The 18,225-nt window shown below is 75.0% G+C and carries 17 protein-coding genes and 1 pseudogene; 10 read left to right on the top strand and 8 right to left on the bottom strand.

The features are described 5' to 3' along the window. Positions 1 to 305: 305 nt before the first annotated feature. The 8 genes and pseudogenes from J2S46_RS39095 to proP all read left to right on the top strand — a co-directional run bounded on the left by J2S46_RS39095 (position 306) and on the right by proP (position 9,476). Positions 306 to 1,754 carry a DUF4331 domain-containing protein gene (locus J2S46_RS39095; protein WP_191290985.1) on the top strand — a complete coding sequence of 483 codons (1,449 nt, stop codon included), beginning with the start codon at positions 306 to 308 and terminating at the stop codon, positions 1,752 to 1,754. 157 nt (positions 1,755 to 1,911) lie between these two features. Beyond that, positions 1,912 to 3,240, top strand: a complete 1,329-nt coding sequence (locus tag J2S46_RS39090) for a tetratricopeptide repeat protein (RefSeq protein ID WP_191290986.1) — start codon at positions 1,912 to 1,914, stop codon at positions 3,238 to 3,240. Further along, positions 3,237 to 5,009, top strand: coding sequence for a high frequency lysogenization protein HflD (locus J2S46_RS39085; protein ID WP_191290987.1), 1,773 nt, complete (start codon positions 3,237 to 3,239; stop codon positions 5,007 to 5,009). The genes J2S46_RS39090 and J2S46_RS39085 overlap by 4 nt, the downstream gene beginning before the upstream one ends. 18 nt (positions 5,010 to 5,027) lie before the next feature. Beyond that, positions 5,028 to 5,363, top strand: coding sequence for a hypothetical protein (locus J2S46_RS39080; RefSeq protein WP_191290988.1), 336 nt, complete (start codon positions 5,028 to 5,030; stop codon positions 5,361 to 5,363). 143 nt (positions 5,364 to 5,506) lie between these two features. Then, positions 5,507 to 6,389 (top strand): annotated as a pseudogene (locus J2S46_RS39075) (ADP-ribosylglycohydrolase family protein). A gap of 163 nt (positions 6,390 to 6,552) precedes the next feature. Next, entirely contained in the window at positions 6,553 to 6,981 is a 429-nt protein-coding gene (locus J2S46_RS39070; protein WP_191290989.1) for a VOC family protein, read from the top strand. A gap of 116 nt (positions 6,982 to 7,097) precedes the next feature. After that, complete coding sequence (locus J2S46_RS39065) at positions 7,098 to 7,847, top strand: SOS response-associated peptidase (protein WP_191290990.1); 750 nt, start codon at positions 7,098 to 7,100, stop codon at positions 7,845 to 7,847. 126 nt (positions 7,848 to 7,973) lie between these two features. Further along, positions 7,974 to 9,476 carry a glycine betaine/L-proline transporter ProP gene (gene proP / locus J2S46_RS39060; protein WP_191290991.1) on the top strand — a complete coding sequence of 501 codons (1,503 nt, stop codon included), beginning with the start codon at positions 7,974 to 7,976 and terminating at the stop codon, positions 9,474 to 9,476. 177 nt (positions 9,477 to 9,653) lie between these two features. Here the strand turns inward: proP and J2S46_RS39055 are convergent, their stop codons facing one another. Continuing rightward, the gene (locus J2S46_RS39055; RefSeq protein ID WP_191290992.1) at positions 9,654 to 10,184 is read right to left on the bottom strand and encodes an SMI1/KNR4 family protein; all 531 of its coding nucleotides are present in this window, start codon (positions 10,182 to 10,184) and stop codon (positions 9,654 to 9,656) included. A gap of 275 nt (positions 10,185 to 10,459) precedes the next feature. Further along, entirely contained in the window at positions 10,460 to 10,936 is a 477-nt protein-coding gene (locus J2S46_RS39050; RefSeq protein ID WP_191290993.1) for a hypothetical protein, read from the bottom strand. A 609-nt stretch (positions 10,937 to 11,545) separates the two neighbouring features. Between J2S46_RS39050 and J2S46_RS39045 the strand changes: the two genes are divergently transcribed. Beyond that, positions 11,546 to 11,800 carry a chaplin gene (locus J2S46_RS39045; protein ID WP_191290994.1) on the top strand — a complete coding sequence of 85 codons (255 nt, stop codon included), beginning with the start codon at positions 11,546 to 11,548 and terminating at the stop codon, positions 11,798 to 11,800. 108 nt (positions 11,801 to 11,908) lie between these two features. On the opposite strand, the gene J2S46_RS39040 is transcribed toward J2S46_RS39045, so the two are convergent. Then, positions 11,909 to 12,391 (bottom strand): MarR family winged helix-turn-helix transcriptional regulator, encoded by a 483-nt coding sequence (locus tag J2S46_RS39040; RefSeq protein ID WP_307352658.1) that lies wholly within the window; start codon positions 12,389 to 12,391, stop codon positions 11,909 to 11,911. Positions 12,392 to 12,423: 32 nt separating this feature from the next. Here J2S46_RS39040 and J2S46_RS39035 point away from each other — a divergent pair, with 32 nt between their 5' ends. After that, complete coding sequence (locus tag J2S46_RS39035) at positions 12,424 to 13,938, top strand: DHA2 family efflux MFS transporter permease subunit (protein WP_191290995.1); 1,515 nt, start codon at positions 12,424 to 12,426, stop codon at positions 13,936 to 13,938. Between the two features lie 40 nt (positions 13,939 to 13,978). On the opposite strand, the gene J2S46_RS39030 is transcribed toward J2S46_RS39035, so the two are convergent. The 5 genes from J2S46_RS39030 to J2S46_RS39010 form a co-directional block, all read right to left on the bottom strand. Further along, positions 13,979 to 14,239 (bottom strand): hypothetical protein, encoded by a 261-nt coding sequence (locus J2S46_RS39030; RefSeq protein ID WP_191290996.1) that lies wholly within the window; start codon positions 14,237 to 14,239, stop codon positions 13,979 to 13,981. A gap of 140 nt (positions 14,240 to 14,379) precedes the next feature. Continuing rightward, complete coding sequence (locus J2S46_RS39025) at positions 14,380 to 14,862, bottom strand: GreA/GreB family elongation factor (protein ID WP_191290997.1); 483 nt, start codon at positions 14,860 to 14,862, stop codon at positions 14,380 to 14,382. A gap of 466 nt (positions 14,863 to 15,328) precedes the next feature. Continuing rightward, a complete protein-coding gene (locus J2S46_RS39020) occupies positions 15,329 to 15,979 on the bottom strand; it encodes a DUF1345 domain-containing protein (RefSeq protein WP_191290998.1) in 651 nt (216 codons plus the stop codon). A gap of 138 nt (positions 15,980 to 16,117) precedes the next feature. After that, positions 16,118 to 16,429: a hypothetical protein gene (locus J2S46_RS39015; protein WP_191290999.1), complete on the bottom strand. Its 312-nt coding sequence runs from the start codon at positions 16,427 to 16,429 to the stop codon at positions 16,118 to 16,120. Between the two features lie 251 nt (positions 16,430 to 16,680). After that, complete coding sequence (locus tag J2S46_RS39010; protein ID WP_191291000.1) at positions 16,681 to 18,141, bottom strand: UDP-N-acetylmuramoyl-L-alanyl-D-glutamate--2,6-diaminopimelate ligase; 1,461 nt, start codon at positions 18,139 to 18,141, stop codon at positions 16,681 to 16,683. Positions 18,142 to 18,225: the final 84 nt, after the last annotated feature.

Below are 18,225 nucleotides of genomic sequence, written 5' to 3'. Positions count from 1 at the left end.
GGGTCAGGCCGACCGTCCGTCAGCGGGACCTCCGAGCAGGCGGGGCGACGGACATGACGGTGCCTCGGGAACCGCGGGGGCACCGGGCCCGGGCCCGCCCGAAGCCGACGGCTCGACCGGACCCCGGCGGCCGACGGGGGGCCGAACGGGTGGACGGACTGCGCCGTGCGGGTGAGCCGGGCCATCCGGGCCGCCGACGGAGCCGAAGGGCCGGTGAAGTGCGGTGATCGACCTGCCCGGCCCGTCCGGGCGGCGGGCGCCGCACCCAACCGGGCGACCTGTCGCCCCCACCGGAAGCGAGAACGATGAACCCTGTGCTCGGGCGCGCCCGATCCAAGTCCACCCTCCGCACCGCGGCAGCCATGGCCGCCATGGGCCTCGCGCTGGCCACCAGTGCCCTCGCCGGGCCGGGCGCCGGGGTCGGCGCGGCGTCCAGCCACCGCGAGGCACCGCTGATCGCCGCGGACCCGCAGGTCGACAACACCGACGTGTACGCCTTCACCAGCCCCGACCAGCAGGACAGCGTCACCCTGGTCGCCAACTGGCTGCCCTTCCAGGAGCCCAACGGCGGTCCGAACTTCTACCCCTGGGCCGACGGCGCCCACTACGACATCAACATCGACTCCCAGGGCACCGGCAAACCCGACATCACCTACCGCTGGACCTTCCACACCGAGGACCAGCGCGGCACCAACACCTTCCTCTACAACAACGGCCCGGTGAACAACCTCACCGACCCGACCCTGCTGTTCCGCCAGTACTACACGCTCCAGGAGCTCCGCTCCGGCTGCGAGCCCAAGACCCTGGTCGAGCACGGCACCGCCGCGCCGTCCGACACCGGCAAGGCCTCCATGCCCGACTACGGGCGGCTGCGCGGCCAGGCCACCGTCCAGCTGCCCGGCGGCGGGCAGACCGTGGCGACCCAGGCCGCCGACCCCTTCTTCCTCGACCTGCGGGTCTTCGACCTCCTCTACGGCGGCAACCTCACCGAGACCGGCCAGAACACCCTCGCCGGATACAACGTCAACACCCTCTCCATCCAGATCCCCAAGAGCCGCCTCGCCTGGAAGGGCGACGCCACCCGCAACCCCGTCATCGGCGTGTGGAGCAGCACCGAGAAGCGGACCATGAAGCTCAGCCCCGGCAAGGAGGAGCCGACCGGCAAGTACGTCCAGGTCTCCCGGCTCGGCAACCCGCTGGTCAACGAGGTGGTGGTTCCGGCCGGGCTGAAGGACGCCTTCAACGCGCTGCCGCCCTCCGAGGACCACAACCAGCCCGCCGTGGTGGCCAAGGTGCTCGACCCGGAGGTCCCGAAGCTGGTGCAGGCGATCTACGGCCTGCCCGCCCCGGCGACGCCGCGCACCGACCTGCAGGAGATCTTCCTCACCGGCATCGCCAAGGCCACCGGCGGTCCCTTCCAGGTGGACCTCAACTCGCAGCTGATGAACCAGGACATCGACCCCAGGCGGTTCGTGCCGGCCGAGGAGCTGCGGCTCAACATGTCCACCCCGGTCTCCGCCGCCCCGAACCGCCTCGGCATCCTGGCCGGCGACTTCCAGGGCTTCCCGAACGGACGGCGCCTGACCGACGACGTGGTGGACATCGCGCTCCAGGTGATGGAGGGCGCCACCCCCGGCAACCTGATCGGCGCCCTGGCCGCCGGTGACGGGGTCAACCAGGCCGACCGGCCGTTCTCCGCCTCGTTCCCGTACGTGGCCCTGCCCTACGCCAAGGCCGTCAACCAGGCCGGCTGACGCGGAGCGGCGGTGCGGGCCCGGGTCCTGGCGACCGGGCCCGCACCGGTCCGGGTGCCGCGTGCGCAACCGCGCACCCGGCACCACCGCTCCACCGCTCCACCGCTCCCGCCGCTCCCGCCGGACCGTCCCACTCTCAGCACCCGAAGGATCCGTGATGCGCCGACTGCCCCTGCTGCTCACCACCGTGGCGCTCTGCGGCACGCTGGCCGCGTTCGGCGCGCTCGGCCGCGAAGGACCGGCCCCCGCTCCGGAGCCCGGCGGCGACCGGCGCGACGCCGGAACCGCCGCGGCCGGTGCGCCCGACGGCGGCGCCCTCGGCCGGAGCATCGCCGCCGACCAGCGGCGCCTGCGCGGCACCCCGCAGGACGCCGAAGGCTGGGCCCGGCTGGGCGCCGAGTACGTCGAGCGGGCCCGGCTGACCGCGGACCCGTCGTACTACCCGAGGGCCGACGAGGCGCTGGCCCGGTCCCTGGAGCTGCGCCCGGCCGACAACGTCGACGCGCTCACCGCACTCGGCGCGCTGGCCAACGCACGCCATCTCTTCGCCGAGGCAAGGGACTTCGCCGAGCGGGCGATCGGCCTGGCGCCGCTGCACTGGCAGGCCTACGCCGTCCTCGCCGACGCCCGCACCCAGCTCGGCGACGACACCGGCGCCACCGAAGCCGTCCAGGACCTGCTGGACCGCCACCCCGGCACCGCCTCCTTCACCCGCGCCGCCTACGAACTCGAACAGCACGGCCGCGCCGACGAAGCCCGCCAGGCCCTCCAGCAGGCCCTCGACAGCTCGTACGACCCGGCCGACCGCGCCTTCTGCCGGCACCAGATCGCCGAACTCGACCAGGACTCCGGCCGCCCCGAACAGGCCCTCACCGGCTACCGGCAGGCGCTGGCCGACGACCCCTCCTTCACCCCGGCCCTCGCCGGCCGGGCCCGCGCCCAGGCGGCCCTCGGCGACACCGACGCCGCCGTCGCCGACTACACCGCGGCCGTCGCCCGCGTCCCGCTGCCGCAGCACCTGCTGGAGCTCGGCGAACTCCAGGAGTCGCTCGGCCACCGCGCCGCCGCCGAGGAGCAGTACCGGCTGCTCACCGCCGAGCAGCAACTGGCCGCCGCCAACGGAGTGCTGGACGACCTCACGCTCGGCCGGTTCCAGGCGGACCACGGCGACCCTGCGCAGGCCGTCACACTGCTGCGCGGCGAGTGGGAGCGGCGGCGGTCCGTCCTGGTCGCCGACGCCCTGGCCTGGGCCCTGCACCGGCAGGGCAAGGACCAGGAGGCCCTCCCGCTGGCCGAGCAGGCCGGGAGCCACGGCTGGCGGAACGCCCTGTTCGCCTACCACCGGGGCGAGATCGAGCGCGCTCTCGGGCAGCCGGACGCCGCGCGCGAGCACCTCGCCGAGGCCCTGCGCCTCGACCCCCACTTCTCCCCGCTGCTCGCGCCCCAGGCCCGCAGCGCCCTCGCCGCCCTCGGAGGTACCTCATGACACACCGTCATGTCCCACGACGTGCGGCGGCCGTGGCCGGCTGCGCGCTCTGGCTGCTCGGCGCCGGCGCGCCCGCCGCCGAGGCGCACCCGCTCGGCAACTTCTCCGTCAACCACTACACCGGCCTGACCGTCCACACCGACCACGTCGAGGCCCTGGCCGTCACCGACACCGCCGAGATCCCCGCCCTGCAGGCGGCGCCGGACGTCGACACCGACGGCGACGGCAGTCCGAGCGACGCCGAACGGGCCGCCTGGGCGGGCGCCCGCTGCGCCGAGACCGCCGGGCGCCTGGCGGTCACCAGCGCACCGGGCCCCGGTGTACCGGCCGGGCCCCGGCAGCGGCTCGGCTGGACCGTAACGAGTGCCTCCTTCACCTACCGGCCCGGGCAGGCCTCGCTGCGCACCAGCCGGCTGGAGTGCCGGCTACGGGCGCCGCTCGACCTGACCGGCGGACCGGTGGCGCTACGGGTCGACACCGGGGCGGACCCGACCCGGGTCGGGTGGAACGAGATCACCGCCCGCGGGGACGGCGCCCGCCTGCGAGGGTCCGGGGTGCCCGAGACCTCCGCCTCCGACGAGCTGCGGAACTACCCCCGCGACCTGCTGGACACCCCGCGGGGCGACACCCGGGCGGAGTTCACCGCACTCGCGGGCGAGTCCGGACCGGGCGCGGGCGGCGAGCGGCCCGGACCGACCGCGGCCGACGGTCCGACCGCCCGGCTGGAGGGGCTGGCCCGGCATCTGGCCGCGCTCGCGGGGGCGGAGCGGCTCACCGTGCCGGTCGGCCTGCTCGCCGTCCTGCTCTCGGTGGTGCTGGGCGCCGGGCACGCGCTGCTGCCCGGCCACGGCAAAACCGTGATGGCGGCCTACCTGGCCGGCCGGCGCGGCCGCACCCGGGACGCGGTGACGGTCGGGGCGACCGTCACCGCCACCCACACGGCCGGGGTGCTGGTCGTCGGGCTGGCCCTGACCAGCTTCTCCGCACTGGCCGGGGACGCCGTGCTGGGCTGGCTCGGCGTGGTCAGCGGAGCCCTCGTCGCGCTGGTCGGCGCCGGACTGCTCGCCGACGCGCGGCGCGGGCACCGGGAGGCAGACAGCCGACACGGCCACCACGGCCACCACGGCCACGACGAGCACGACGATCGCCACGAACACCGTCCGGACACCGTCCCGACGACCGAGGGGGCGCGCCGGCCCGTCCTGGTCGGAGCGGCCCCCGGCACCGCCGCCGAGGTGGTGACGGACGGACAGCAGCACCTGCACGGAGCCCACTTGCACCACGAGCACGACCAGCCCCACGAGCACGAGCAGGCAGACGACCACCCGCACCACGATCACCCGCACCACGACCACCACCCGCACCACGACCGGCCCCATCGCCACGGCCTCTTCGGGCACCGTCACTCCCATGGCCCGGCCGCCGCCGAGGCGCAGCCGTTCACCACCCGGGGCCTGGTCGGCCTGGGGGTCGCCGGCGGCCTGGTCCCCAGCCCCTCGGCCCTGGTCGTCCTGCTCGGAGCGGTGGCCCTCGGCCGGACATGGTTCGGCGCGGGCCTGGTGGTGGCCTACGGCCTCGGCATGGCCGCCACCCTCACCGCCGTCGGCCTGCTCCTGGTGCGGATCGGGGACCGGCTCGGCCGGCTCGCCGCCCGGCCGGCCCTCACTTTGCTCCGCCGCCTCACCCCGCACACCGCACGGCTCACCGCGGTGCTTGTGCTGGTCGTCGGGCTGGGCCTGATGGTCCGCAGCCTGCCTCCCCTCCTCTGACCCCCCGGAGACACCGTCATGAACGCACGTCCCGTCCCGTTCGCCGTGCTGCTCCTGCTGGCCGCCCTGAGCGGCTGCGGTGCGTCCGACGACGGCTCGCTCGACACTCAGGCCGGTGCGGCCGCGCCGACCTGTCTGGTGCACCAGTCGAAGACTCCCGGCAGCCGCTACACCGCCGGCGTCCGTGCCGACACCGGGTCGGTGCTGCAGCTGATGCGGTACTACACCGCCAACGGCACCAAGGACTTCTGCGACGGCAGGCCCGCCACGGATACCGACCGCCGATGGACCGACCTCTACACGGCCCTCGGCGGCGACCGCGCCCATGTCGCCGCCGGGGCCCGCACCCCGTAGGCCCGGCCGGTCGCGCAGCGGCGTTCCGCTCGGCGCTCCCGCGGCGGCGGGCCCGTCAGGCCCGGGGCCCGGCCCGCCTGGCAGGATGGCCGGCAGCCGCACCGGGCGGCGCCCGCCGGGCGGCGAGGACGGGAGAGCCGCCGGTGCAGCACCGATCATGGGACCAGTTGGCCGTCCACCGCTCCCGCGTCCGCGGCAGCTTGCTCGGCGGAGCCGTCGGGGACGCGCTGGGCAACCCCGTCCGGTTCCTGTCCCTGGACGCGATCCGGGCCGAGTACGGTGCGGCCGGGGTCACCGGGCTGGTCCCGGACGCCGAGGGGGTGACCGGGCGGGTCACCGACGACACCCGGCTGACGCTGTTCACCGTCGAGGGCCTGCTGCTCGGACACGCCCGGTCCGAGGAGGCGAAGGGCAGCGGCGACGACGGGACGGCGCTGGTCCACGAGGCGTACCTGCGCTGGCTCGACACCCAGGACCACGCCTCCCCGCCGCCCGCGGACGCCGCCGGCCACCGCCACGGGTGGCTGCGCGAGCAGCCCTGGCTGTACGCGCGACGCGCGCCCGACAACTCCTGCCTGTCCGGGCTCCGGTCGACGCCCGCCTCAGGAGACGGCGGCCGCCCTCCGCGCGGCCCTCGACCTGGCCGCCGACGGCGAGGCGACCGCGGAGAAGGTGGAGAGCCTGGGCGCGGGCCGGGTCGCCGAGGAGGCGCTCGGCATCGCGGTCTACGCGGCACTGGCCCCCACCCGGCCGCAGGTCTTCCACGTGGACCAGCACGGCCGGCACTGCCACCCGAACCCGCCGCGGACACCGGTCGAGGCGGCCTTCCTGCTGTCCGTCAACCACTCCGGCGACAGCGACTCCACCGGCTCCCTCTGCGGCAGCCTGCTGGGCGCCCTGCACGGGGACGTCCGCCTCCCGCACGCCTGGCTGTCCCGGGTCGAGGGGCGCGCCGTGATCGCCGCGCTGGCGGACGACCTCGCGGCCGAGGTCCATCCCTGCGAGCCGCGCTCCTGGAAGTACTGACGCCACGGCGAGTCTCGCGGGAGCCCACCCGCTCGCCGGAGCCCGCGGCATCTGCCCGCACCGGCCACCACCCGGCGGACCGCGCCGGTCGGTCCTATGAGCACCGGTCACCCCCATCAAGGCCTGCCTGGTCACCCGGGCCGGGCCGGGGCAGCCTGGCGGCATGACGGAACAGCGGCGGGCGCCCGAGGTGTGGCGCCGTGAGAACGACTCCTCCCATCTGAGCACGCCCCGGGTCCTGGTCCGGGTCTTCCTCGCCCCGGGCGGCCTGGCGGCGGCGATCGGGTTCTACGAGCGACTGCAGGGGGTGACCGCCGACGCCCGCTTCGCCTTCGGCGCCCTGCGGCTGGCCACGGTCGGGGCCTTCCTGCTGATCGAGGGCGCCGAGGAGGAGCTGGCGCCGTTCCGCTCCACCACCGGGACGTTGCTGGTCGACGACGTGCGGCCGTACCACGACCGGCTGGTCGCCGAGGGGGCGGAGATCGTCCTCCCGCTCCGGCAGGTGCCCACCGGGGCCGGGTTCAACGCCCGCCACCCGGACGGCACGGTCGTCGAGTACGTCCACCACCGGCCGACCGCGGAAGGACGCTGACCGCGGCGCGCGTCCGGCACCGCACGGGAGCACGCGTCCGGCCTCGGCCCGGTGCGGCCGGACCGGGTCTGGTGCGTCGGCCCCCGGCGGGGCCCCCGGGATGGCACGGTGGGGGTATGTGCGGTCGTTACGTCTCCACCTCCTCCGTCCAGGACCTCGCCGAGTACTTCGGCGCGGTCGGCCTCCCCACCGCCGAAACGCTCGCCCCGAGCTGGAACGTGGCGCCCACGGACCCGATCCTGGTGGCGCTGCAACGCCTGGACCGGGAGACCGGCGAGCTGGTCCGCCGGCTCCGGCAGGTGCGCTGGGGCCTGGTGCCGTCCTGGTCGAAGGACCCGGGCGGCGGGGCCCGGATGATCAACGCCCGGGCCGAGACCGTCCACGAGAAGCCCGCCTTCCGCAAGGCGTTCGCCACCCGCCGGTGCCTGATCCCGGCCGACGGCTACTACGAGTGGAAGCCGGTGCCCGCGGCCGGCGGGAAGAAGGCCTACAAGCAGCCGTACTTTCTCGCTCCGGCCGCCGGGACCCTGATGCCGATGGCGGGCCTGTACGAGTTCTGGCGGGACCGGAGCGTACCGGAGGACGACGACCCGGCCGCCTGGCTCGCCACCGCGACGATCATCACCACCGACGCCACCGACGCGGCCGGCCGGGTGCACGACCGGATGCCGCTCACCATCGACGCGGCGGACTTCGACGCCTGGCTCGACCCCGAGCTGACCGACGCCGCCGAGGTACGCCGGCTGCTGCACACCCCGGGCGGCGACGAGCTGCGGATCACCCCGGTCTCCACCGCCGTGAACTCCGTCCGCAACAACGGTGCGCAGCTGCTCGACCAGGTGCCGGACCCGCTGCCCGTCACCTGAACCGGCACTCCCTGGCGGCGCCCGGGCCCGGGTGAGGCATCTCTCAGTACCGGCCGCGAGGGGTTTGAGCGCAGACGAACGGGTCAGACGGGAGCGGTCCCTGTTCCCGGCACGAAGAGTGAACCCTTGAGTCCAGCGTCATCGAGAGCCGTACTGTCCAACGGCGGGGGCAGCGCCCCCGCCGCCACCACCGTCGCCCAGTCGTCCGCCGCCGGCAGATCCCTCGCGGTCGGGGACGTCACCGTCGTCGAGCGCGGGATGCTGCGGCGGGCGGTGTCCGCCGCAGCCCTCGGCAACGCCATGGAGTGGTTCGACTTCGGTGTCTACAGCTACCTGGCGGTGACCCTCGGCAAGGTCTTCTTCCCGACGGCCGGCGGCGCCACCCAGCTGCTCGCCACCTTCGGCACCTTCGCCGCGGCCTTCCTGATCCGGCCGCTGGGCGGTCTGGTCTTCGGGCCGCTGGGTGACCGGATCGGCCGGCAGAAGGTGCTCGCGGCCACCATGATCATGATGGCCGCCGGGACCTTCGCGATCGGGCTGATCCCCTCCTACGCCACCATCGGCATCTGGGCGCCGGTCCTGCTACTGGTCGCCCGGATGGTCCAGGGCTTCTCCACCGGCGGCGAGTACGGCGGGGCGACGACCTTCATCGCCGAGTACGCCCCCGACCGGCGCCGGGGCTTCCTCGGCAGCTGGCTGGAGTTCGGCACCCTGGTCGGGTACGTGGCCGGCGCCGCGCTGGTGACCCTGATGACCTCCGCCCTGGACGAGTCGAGCCTGCTCTCCTGGGGCTGGCGGCTGCCGTTCCTGATCGCCGGCCCGCTCGGGCTGATCGGCCTCTACCTGCGGATGCGGCTGGAGGAGACGCCGGCCTTCCGCAAGCTCCAGGAGCAGGCCGGGCCGGCGGAGAAGCAGCGCCGCAAGGGCGGGCTGCGGGAGCTGCTGACCACGCACCGGCGGGCCCTGCTGCTGTGTATGGCGCTCGTCCTGGTCTACAACGTGACCGACTACATGCTGCTGTCCTACCTGCCCACCTACCTGACCGCCGAGCTCGCCTTCGACGCCACCCACGGCCTGCTGGTGATCATCGCCGCGATGGTGCTGATGATGGCCGTCAACGGCCCGGTCGGGCACCTCTCGGACCGGGTCGGGCGGCGGCCGGTGCTGCTGGCCGGCTGCCTCGGCTTCCTGCTGCTGTCCGTGCCCGCGCTGCTGCTGATCCGCGGGGGCGAGCAGTGGGGCGTCCTGCTCGGCGTCGGGGCGCTGTGCCTGCTGCTGACCTGCTTCACCGGCACCATGCCGGCCTCGCTGCCGGCGCTGTTCCCGACCCATGTGCGGTACGGCGCGATGTCGGTCGGCTTCAACGTCTCGGTCTCGCTGTTCGGCGGCACCACGCCGCTGGTGGTGACCTCGCTGATCAACGCCACCGGGGACCGGATGATGCCCGCGTACTACATGATGGCCGCCGCCGTGATCGGCCTGGTCGCGGTCGCGCTGATGCCGGAGAGCGCCGGGCGCCCGCTGCCCGGCTCGCCGCCCGCGGTGGCCTCGCCGGAGGAGGCCCGCGCGCTGGTCGCCCGGGCGCGCGGCCGGGCGGTCGGCGTCCGCGCCCCGGCCGTGGCCCGGTAGCCCCGACGACCGGGACGGCCAGGACGGCCGGTCTCACCGCCGCGGCCCCGGTCGGTGGCCGACAGGTGCCCGTGAGGGCGTGCCCCCGCACGCCTCACGGGCACCGGCCCGTCCCGGGCAGCGACACGGCCCGGGCGGACCGCACGGGGACCGGGACCGGACGGCCGGCGGCGCCGCTCAGCGGCAGAGCTGCTGGAGGTCCTCCGTGAAGGTCGGGAACTCGGCCCGGGCCTCGACGATGATCAGGCCGGCGGCCCGGCGCGGGGTGGTGGCGTGCCGCTCGGCGATGGCGGTCAGGACGGCGTCCGGGCGGGGCTCCCGGCCCTCCTCCAGAGCGGCCTCCAGCGGCCCGAAGCCGTCGGCCAGCACCCACAGGAAGTCGGAGAGGCTGCCCGCCGCCACACCGCTCTCGCCCTCCGACCCCACGAAGACCACAGGCTGCTCCGCCAGCGGCCGCCCCGGCCGTACGCACCACAGGGCGGCCAGACCGCCGGTGCCGTCCTGCCCGAAGATCCGGTAGGCCGCGCCGTCCACCTCCCGGTTGCCCGTCCAGCTGCGCAGCCAGTCGGTGGTGTCGGCCGCCGTGTCGAAGGCGTCGTAGGGCTCGAAGTCGACGCCCTCGCCCTCGTCGCCGTAGTCGAACTCCACCAGCGCCACCTCGGCCAGGGCGGGCGGAAAGCGGCGGTCGTCCTCTGGGATCCCGGTCATGCGCGCAGGCTACCGGCCCCGGCCGACAACCGAGGGCCCCGGGCACCCCGCCGCCGCCCGGCCGGCCGCCCCACTCCCCGGTCCTTCCCGCTCCCGGACCGGCCGGGTCATCGGCCCGCGGGGATCCCCGGCGCCCGGATACTCAGCTCCCGGGCCCGGCGTACCCAGACCGAACGGCCCCGTCCCCGTCCCGCGGCCGGCGGGGCCGGGACGGCGGGCGGGCACGGCCGGGTGCGGGCCGGGGGTCCGGCCCGCACCCGTGGGGTCCGCCGACGTCAGTAGACCGTGATGTCCCAGTGGTTGCCCTCGTTGCAGTAGAGGTTGCCCGAGGCCGCCTTCCACTGCGGGTAGCCGTCCCCGCGGTAGCCGATGTAGGTGAAGCTGTTCTGGACGTACGCGTCGATGCAGGAGTTCCGGGAGACGTCGACCTTGTAGCCGTTGTAGTGGCTGTAGGTGCCGGAGGCGTGGCCGACCTCCGTCCCACCCGTGATGTTGATGGCGCAGCCGCTGGACTGCTTGAGGGTGATGATCGTGCTGACGGTGCCGGAGTTGATCTGCTCGAAGGAGGTGCAGGTCGAGTTGGAGCGGGTGGTGCAGTTGCCGCTGGAGCTCCAGGTGATCCCGGCGTTCCTGAACTGGCCGGCGGCCGTCGCCTGGGACACCTTGCTGCCGCTCGCGTCGGCCGCCGGGGCGGTGACGCTGAACGCGGCCATGGCCAGGGCCACGACGGTGACTGCGGTACGGGGCTTCATTCGCTCTCCCGGGTGGGGCGGTGGACCTCGGACGGGGGGACGGGTGCCCTGACCGTTCGTCAGACCGCCGTGGCGGGCGCCACGCGCCCACGCCGGGGGTCGGACCGGTGGGGGGACGGTGGCGTGGCCGGGCACGGCGGTCTGGTCGCGGCTCGGGCGGTGCGCTTCCGGAGGGGGCGGGACCTGGGGAGCGGCGCCGCCGGACCAGGATGGCGGCCGGGGAGTCTATGCGGGTAGAGCCGGGGCGTGAATTTCCCGTGACCGTCATGTATCCGACAAGCGTGCACGGCTCGTGCCGCCCGGCCGCCGGTCGCCCGTTCGCGCGCCGGGCGGGCCGGATCGGCGCACCGACCCCGCACCGGTGGGCCGACGCGGCGGCAGGCCCCGTCCCGGGGCCACCGGGCGGCCCGCACGCCGGCCGGGCGCAGGCCGGACCGGCCGTCCTCCCGGGGCAGCGCTGGGCCGGATGCCGTTCGGGCGGGTGAACGAACCGTGTGCCCGCGCGACGCGCGGCCCGGTTGGTGCAAAGACTGGTCGGGAGGTGTCACCGCCAGGCACGACATGCTGCCGGCGGTGGCTTCTTCATGAACCTGCACCATCCCCCCAGGAATGGAGAAGACCGTGAAAGACCTCCGCAAGGCTCTCGTTCTCGCCGGTGCCGCCGCCGCGCTCGTGCTCGGATCGGCCGGCGCCGCGAGCGCCTCGTCCACCGCAGAGGGCGTCGCCGTCGGGTCGCCGGGCATCCTGTCCGGCAATGTCATCCAGATCCCGATCCACATCCCGATCAACGCCTGCGGCAACAGCGTCAACGTGCTGGGCGCGCTGAACCCTGCGTTCGGCAACGTCTGCATCAACGAGGGCTGACGTCCTTCCACGGCTTGAGCGGGGCCGGCGGCCGTCCAGGCCTGCCGGCCCCGTGTCGTAACCCGGCGCGCGGCCGCCCACCCCCGCGCGGCACGCGACCCGGCACCCTCACTCCGTACCGCCGGCCACCGCCTGCCGGATCCGGCCCAGCAGCGCCCGGAGCTGCTCGCGTTCGGCCGGCGCCAGGGTGCCGGTGGCGACGGCCAGCGCGGCCCCGTCCAGCTCCTCCGCCTCGCGGTAGTGCAGTGCACCCAGGTCGGTGAGGGCGAGCAGGAAGGCCCGCCGGTCCTCCGGATGGCGGACCCGCTCGACCAGACCGTCGCGCTCCAGGCTGTCCACGATGGTGGTCGTGGTGCGCGGGGCGTTGCCGAGCAGGTCGCTGAGGTCCCGCATCCGCAGCGGTTCTCCCGTCCTGGCCAGCACCCGCAGGGCCCTCAGCCGGGCCACCGACGCCCCGTGCTCGCGCAGCCGGCCGTCGACGAAGATCCGCAACTGCTGGGTGGTGGCGAACAGTTCGTCCACCAGAACATCGCTGCTGCCAAAGCCCTGTTCGTCCGCCATGGTGCGACTCTCCTCGTCCCCGTACTTCATGAGCACCATCATAGTGAGTATGCTCAGCTTCTATGAGCACTCGCATCAGCCAGCGCTACGTCGTACCGATCATGACCGTCTCCATCACCTTCATCTGCATCGTCGACGGCGCCATCACCACCGTCGCGCTGCCCAGCATCGCCCGCCAGTTCCACCTCACCGCAGCCTCGCTCAGCAGTGTCGTGGTCGTGTACCCGGTCTGCCTGGGCATCATGATCCCTTCCTCCGCCTGGCTGCTGGAACGCTTCGGCGGCCGCCGGATGCTGCTGTGGTCCCTCGGCGTGTTCACCGCCGCCTCCGTGCTCTGCGGGGCCGCCCCCGACCTGCCGTCGCTGGTGGGCGCCCGCGCCCTGCAGGGCCTGGCCGCAGGGCTGCTCACCCCCACCTCGCAGGCCCTGCTGTTCCGTACCTTCAGCCACTCCGAACAGGTCAGGCTGTCACGGCTGCTGATCATCCCGCAGCAGATCGCCCCCGCCGTCGCACCGCTGCTCGGCGGCGTGCTGGTCACCGGCCTGTCCTGGCGCTGGGTCTTCTACGTCAACGTGCCGATCGGCGCCCTGGCCATGCTGTTCGGCCTGTTCTTCCTCGCCGAGCACCGCGACCACGCGCCCGGCCGGCTCGACCTGCGCGGCCTGCTGCTCAGCGCCGCCGCCACCGGCACCCTGATGTACGGCGTGTGCGCCGGCCCCGACCTCGGCTGGAGCCGGCCCCTGGTGCTGGCCGCCCTCGCCGCCGGCGCCGTCCTGCTCGTCCTGGCGATCCGGACCGAACTCCGGGTGCCGGAACCGGTCCTGCGGCTGCGGCTGTTCCGGGACCGGCTGTTCCGCGACACCAACCTGATCAGCCTGGTCGGCTTCGTCCCGGTGCTGGGCGCGATGTTCCTCACCCCCCTGTTCGTCCAGGACGCCCTCGGCGGCAGCCCGCTGGCCAGCGGCAGCGTCACCTTCACCGAGTCCTTCGGCGTCCTGCTGACCATGCAGGTGGTCGGCGTGCTCTACGCCCGGATCGGCCCGCGCGTGATCATCGGCACCGGACTGCTGGGCGTCACCGCCGCCCTGCTGCTCTTCGCCACCGCGGACGCGCACACCGGCCTGTGGGCGATGCGCGGCTACATGTTCCTGCTCGGCCTCGCGATGGGCGCGTTCTTCATGCCCACCACGATCGCCTCGTTCACCACCGTCGCCAGGGCCGACGTGGCGCACGCCGCCACCCTCAACACCGTGGTGCGGCAGACCGGAGCGGCCCTCGCCCCGGCGACCGTCACCACCCTGCTCGTCCTCCACCCCGTCGGCGCGGGCCACGACGGGCCACCGCTGACGGCCTACCAGCACAGCTACCTGGTGCTGGCACTGATCGCGGCGGCAGCGGCCGTGTTCGCCTTCACCATGCCCGACGCCGGCGCCCGCAGGGCGGCGGCCGTCACCGCCGGCACGGAACCGGATCCCGCACCGTCCCCGTCCCCTGCTACCGCTCCCGCCCCCGCATCGTCCCCGACGCCCGAGGAGGCTCCGGCCGGGGCGGCCGCCGGAGCGGGACCGCGGAGCTGACCACCCGCTCGGCCGGCCCGTCGGCCGACGTCCGGGCCGGTCAGTCGACCTCCAGGTACCCGACGACGACCACCGTCCGAAGGACCGTCACGTGGTAGACGACCAGCACGTGGTCGACCTCGTCGCGGTAGAGCCGGAGCCGGCCGTCCGGGCGCGGCTCGCCGAGGTCGGGGCGGACCGAGAGGACGGCGAGCACCCGGTCCAGCGCCTGGGTCTGGCCGGCCGAGAGGCCGGCCAGCTGCTCCTCCGCGAACGGCGAGAGGACGACCTGGGCGCGGCGGGGCTGGTTCCTGGGTGACACGTCCGCAAGTCTGCCCTGCCCCGGGCCGGCGGAGGTGCTCTTCACCGAATTCCGGCGCCGGGCGGGCCGGTCCCCAGGCGGCCCGTGGCGTCCGCCCCGGCCGCCCGGTCCGTCACGTCCGTCCCGCCTGTCACGTCCGGTCAGGCCTCGCCGGACGGGGAGCCGACGGAGACCACGACCGCGCTCTTCGGCCCCTCGGGGGTCCGGTAGCTCACCGGATCGCCGGCGACCCGGCCGAGCAGGGCGCGGCCGAGCGGGCTGTCGGCGGTCACCAGGGCGCTGTCCGTGGAGTCGGCGATCTCGCCGAGGTGAACGGCCGTGGTGCTGCCGTCGGCGAAGCGCACCGTGACCGTGCTGCCCACGCCCACCACACCCGGGGCCGGCGGGACGGCCACGGCGGCCTGCGCGAGCCGCGCCTCGATCACCGCGATCCGGGAGTCCAGCCGGGCCGCCTCGGTGGCCCGCTGCAACTCGTCCGCCTGGTCCGCGAGGTCACCGGGCGAGTCGGCGTCGGTGCCCCGCAGGGTCGCGGCGACCGTCTCGCGTTCGGTGCGCAGCGTGGAGAGTTCCTGCTCCAGCGCCCGCCGGGCGTCGGGGCTGATCGGCTCGGGGACACCAGTCATTCCGACTCCCGGGGTGGGCGAGGCAGTGTCAAATGCCGACATTGCAGACAACATGATCGTATCAACCGATGCACGGCGGCGGGCGCCCGCGCGGGAGCGGCCGGGGGCCCGGTCACGGCGGGGGCACGTCCGGTCACCGCCGGGTCGCAGGTAGTCGGGCACCCCGGAGGCCGCCGCGCAGCGGCCGACGGGCGGGCGTAGCCTCGGCCGGGGTGCCAGGCAGCGGCCCGCGCCCGGTGGATCCAGGGCGCGCGGGCCCGGGACGGCCGCGGGCACGGGGGCCCCGGACGGACGAAGGGGTGCACGAGGTGAACTCCGCCGACGACCCGCCGGGTCCGCAGGGCCCGAGCGGCCCGCAGGACAGGCCCGGGGTGGGGCCCCCGGGGGGAGCCGTCCCGGTTCCGGCCCTACCACCACCCGGCCCGCTGGCTGAGCGCAGGCCCGCCGCAGCGGGGGCCGGGCATGGTCAGTGCGTGACGAAGTCGGCGACGAGGCTGATCGTGGTGGCGAGGATGCTGGCGCCGAAGACGTAGGACAGCAGGCAGTGCCGCAGGACCACCGCCCGGATCCTGGAGCTGGAGACGCTGGTGTCGGAGACCTGGTAGGTCATGCCGAGGTTGTAGCTGAAGTACAGGAAGTCGCTGTACTTCGGCCGGTCCTCGGTGTTGAAGTCGATGCCGCCGCCGGGCTCCCCGTAGTACAGGTCCGCGTACCGGGTGGCGTACATCAGGTGCAGGGCCGCCCAGGCCGCGAAGACGCCGGCGAGCGCGACGGCCGCCGCGCCGCGGCCGCCGGCGGAGTGCGGGCCGTCGGGGTGGGCGATCAGGAGCAGCATGACGATGCCGAGCAGACCGCCTAGGGCGGCGGACACCACCAGGAGTTCCTCGGTGACCGGGCGGAAGTCCTCGCGCCGTACGTTGCGCCGGGTGGCGAGGGCGTCCATCGGCCAGAGCACCGCCCAGCCCGCCACCACGAAGATCGAGCCGACGGTGGCGATGCCGGCCAGGATCCCCAGTGGCACCCTGGTCAGCCAGCCGACGAGCAGGCCCACCAACGCGCCGACGACCGTCGAGGCCGCCAGTCTGGGGCCGGCGGACTGCGGCAGGCGCCGGCTCACCGGACGGCCCGGGGCCCCGGCGCGGCGACGGCCGCGCCGGCGGGTACCGGTCGGGCCGGGACACCGGCGGCGGTCGGCATTGGCTCACTCCTTGCGCACGACCCGCGCAACGCCGGGGTGTACAACGACGGGACGTCCCTACACGGTGGCCCGGGCGGCGCGGGCGGCCCGGGAGACGCCGTCGCTCAGGAGCGAGGAGACGTCGGCGAGGCGCCGGGCGGCGGTGTCCAGGACACCGCGCGAGGCGGCGCCGGTGAGCTGGTCGGCGAGGCCCTCGGACAGTTGCTCCAGGCTGCGGACGGCCGCGGCCACCGCCGCCAGCAGGTACTCCTCGTCGCCGAGCCGGAAGCGCTGGTCGCGGGCCCGGCAGACGGGGTCGACGGCGGTGCGGCGCAGCTGACGGTCCACCTCGTGGACGGCGGTGGCGAGCGGGTGCTGTTCGATGCTCATGCCGGCTCCTCCGGTGCGGGGCTCGGCCGCGGCGGCCGCCCGCCCCAGTCCTACCATCAGTCCGGTCCCCGGCCGTGCACCCTGGGGCGTGTCCGCCACCGCGTCCACCCGGATGCCGCCGGCCCCGGCCCCCGTACGGGGGCCGCGCGGTGACGGAACGGCGGGGTGACGGAGCGGCGGGGTGACGGGCCGCCGGGGTGACGGGCCGACAAACGGGAGCACCAGCGGCGGGGGCCTCCGTCAGCGGGCCGTCAGCGGGCGGTGAGCTCCCGGACCACTCGCATGTCCTCGAACGGCAGCACCCGGTCGCCGATCAGCTGGTAGGTCTCCGAGCCCTTGCCCGCGACCAGCACGATGTCCCCCGGCCCGGCGTGCTCCAGCGCGTGGGCGATGGCCTGGCGCCGGTCGGTGATCCGCTCGTGGGCGGCGTCCGTGCCCCGCAGTCCCTCCGTGATGGCGTCGAGGATCGCCTCCGGGTCCTCGCTGCGCGGGTTGTCGCTGGTGAGCACGACAAGGTCCGAGTAGCGGCCGGCGATCGCGCCCATCGGGGCCCGCTTGGTCGCGTCCCGGTCACCGCCGCAGCCGAAGACGGTGATCACCCGCGCGGTGGCGAAGCCCCGGACGGTGGCCAGCGCCTTCTCCAGCGAGTCGGTGGAGTGCGCGTAGTCGACCACCACCGTGGCCCCGGCCGGGGTGGTGATCGTCTCGAAACGGCCGGGGATCTGCGGGAGCCGCTCCAGCGCGCGGAGGATGTCGGGCACGGCGTGCCCGAGCTGGTGGCAGGCCGCGACGGCGGCGAGCGCGTTGTACACGCCGAACAGGCCCGGCACGGGCACCCGCGCGCGGTGCGTCCGGCCGGCGTGCTGCAGGCGGAAGGCGCTGCCCGCGGGGGTGACCACCACGTCGGTCGCCCGGTAGTGCGCCGGGGCGTCGATCCCGTACGTGAGCGCGGCCGGCATCAGCGCCAGGATCTCCGCGGCGACCGGGTCGTCCGCGTTCACCACCGCCCGCTCGCAGAGGCCCGCGAAGAGCCGCAGTTTGGCCTGCTTGTAGGCCGCCATGGTGCCGTGGTCGTCCAGGTGGTCGGGGCTGAGGTTGGTGAACACCCCCGTCCGGGCGAACACGTGGTCGGTGCGGTGCTGGGCGAGCGCCATCGAGGACACCTCCATCACCACCGTCCGGGCCCGGCCGTCCCGCAGGTGGGCGAGGATCCGCTGCAGGTCGACGGGCTGCGGGGTGGTCGGGGTGCTGGTGGCCAGCGGTACCGGCCGGCCGCCCAGCCGGGGCCCGCCGGTGCCGATCACGCCGACCGGCGCCGAGGTGAGCTCGGTGACGACGCTCTCGATCATCGCCGCGACGGAGGTCTTGCCGTTGGTGCCGGTGACGGCCACCACGTCCATCGCGCGGCCCGGCTCGCCGAACCACCGGGCGGCGGCCAGCGAGGCAGCCGCCCTGGTGTCCTCGACCCGGACCACGCACATCCCCTCGGGCAGGTCGGCGGGCGTGCGGCTGACCAGCGCGGCGACCGCCCCGGCCGCGGCGGCCCGGTGCAGGTGGTCGTGCCCGTCGGCGCGCCGGCCCGGAACGGCGACGAACAGCCACCCCTCCCCGGCGTCGGCGGAGCTGTCCGACACCCCGCCGGTGACGTCCAGCGCGGGGTCGCCGCGCAGAACGGTGTACGGGTGGCCGGCCAGGAGGTCGGACAGCTTCACTCGGTGCTCCTCGGGTCGGTTCGGTTGCGTGCGGGCCGGCCGGCCCCGCCCGGGTGCCGGGGCACCGGCGGACGGGGTACCGGC

It is taken from the genome of Kitasatospora herbaricolor (genome assembly GCF_030813695.1).
Lineage (GTDB): Bacteria > Actinomycetota > Actinomycetes > Streptomycetales > Streptomycetaceae > Kitasatospora > Kitasatospora herbaricolor.
This window is presented reverse-complemented; position numbering and strand designations above follow the sequence as displayed.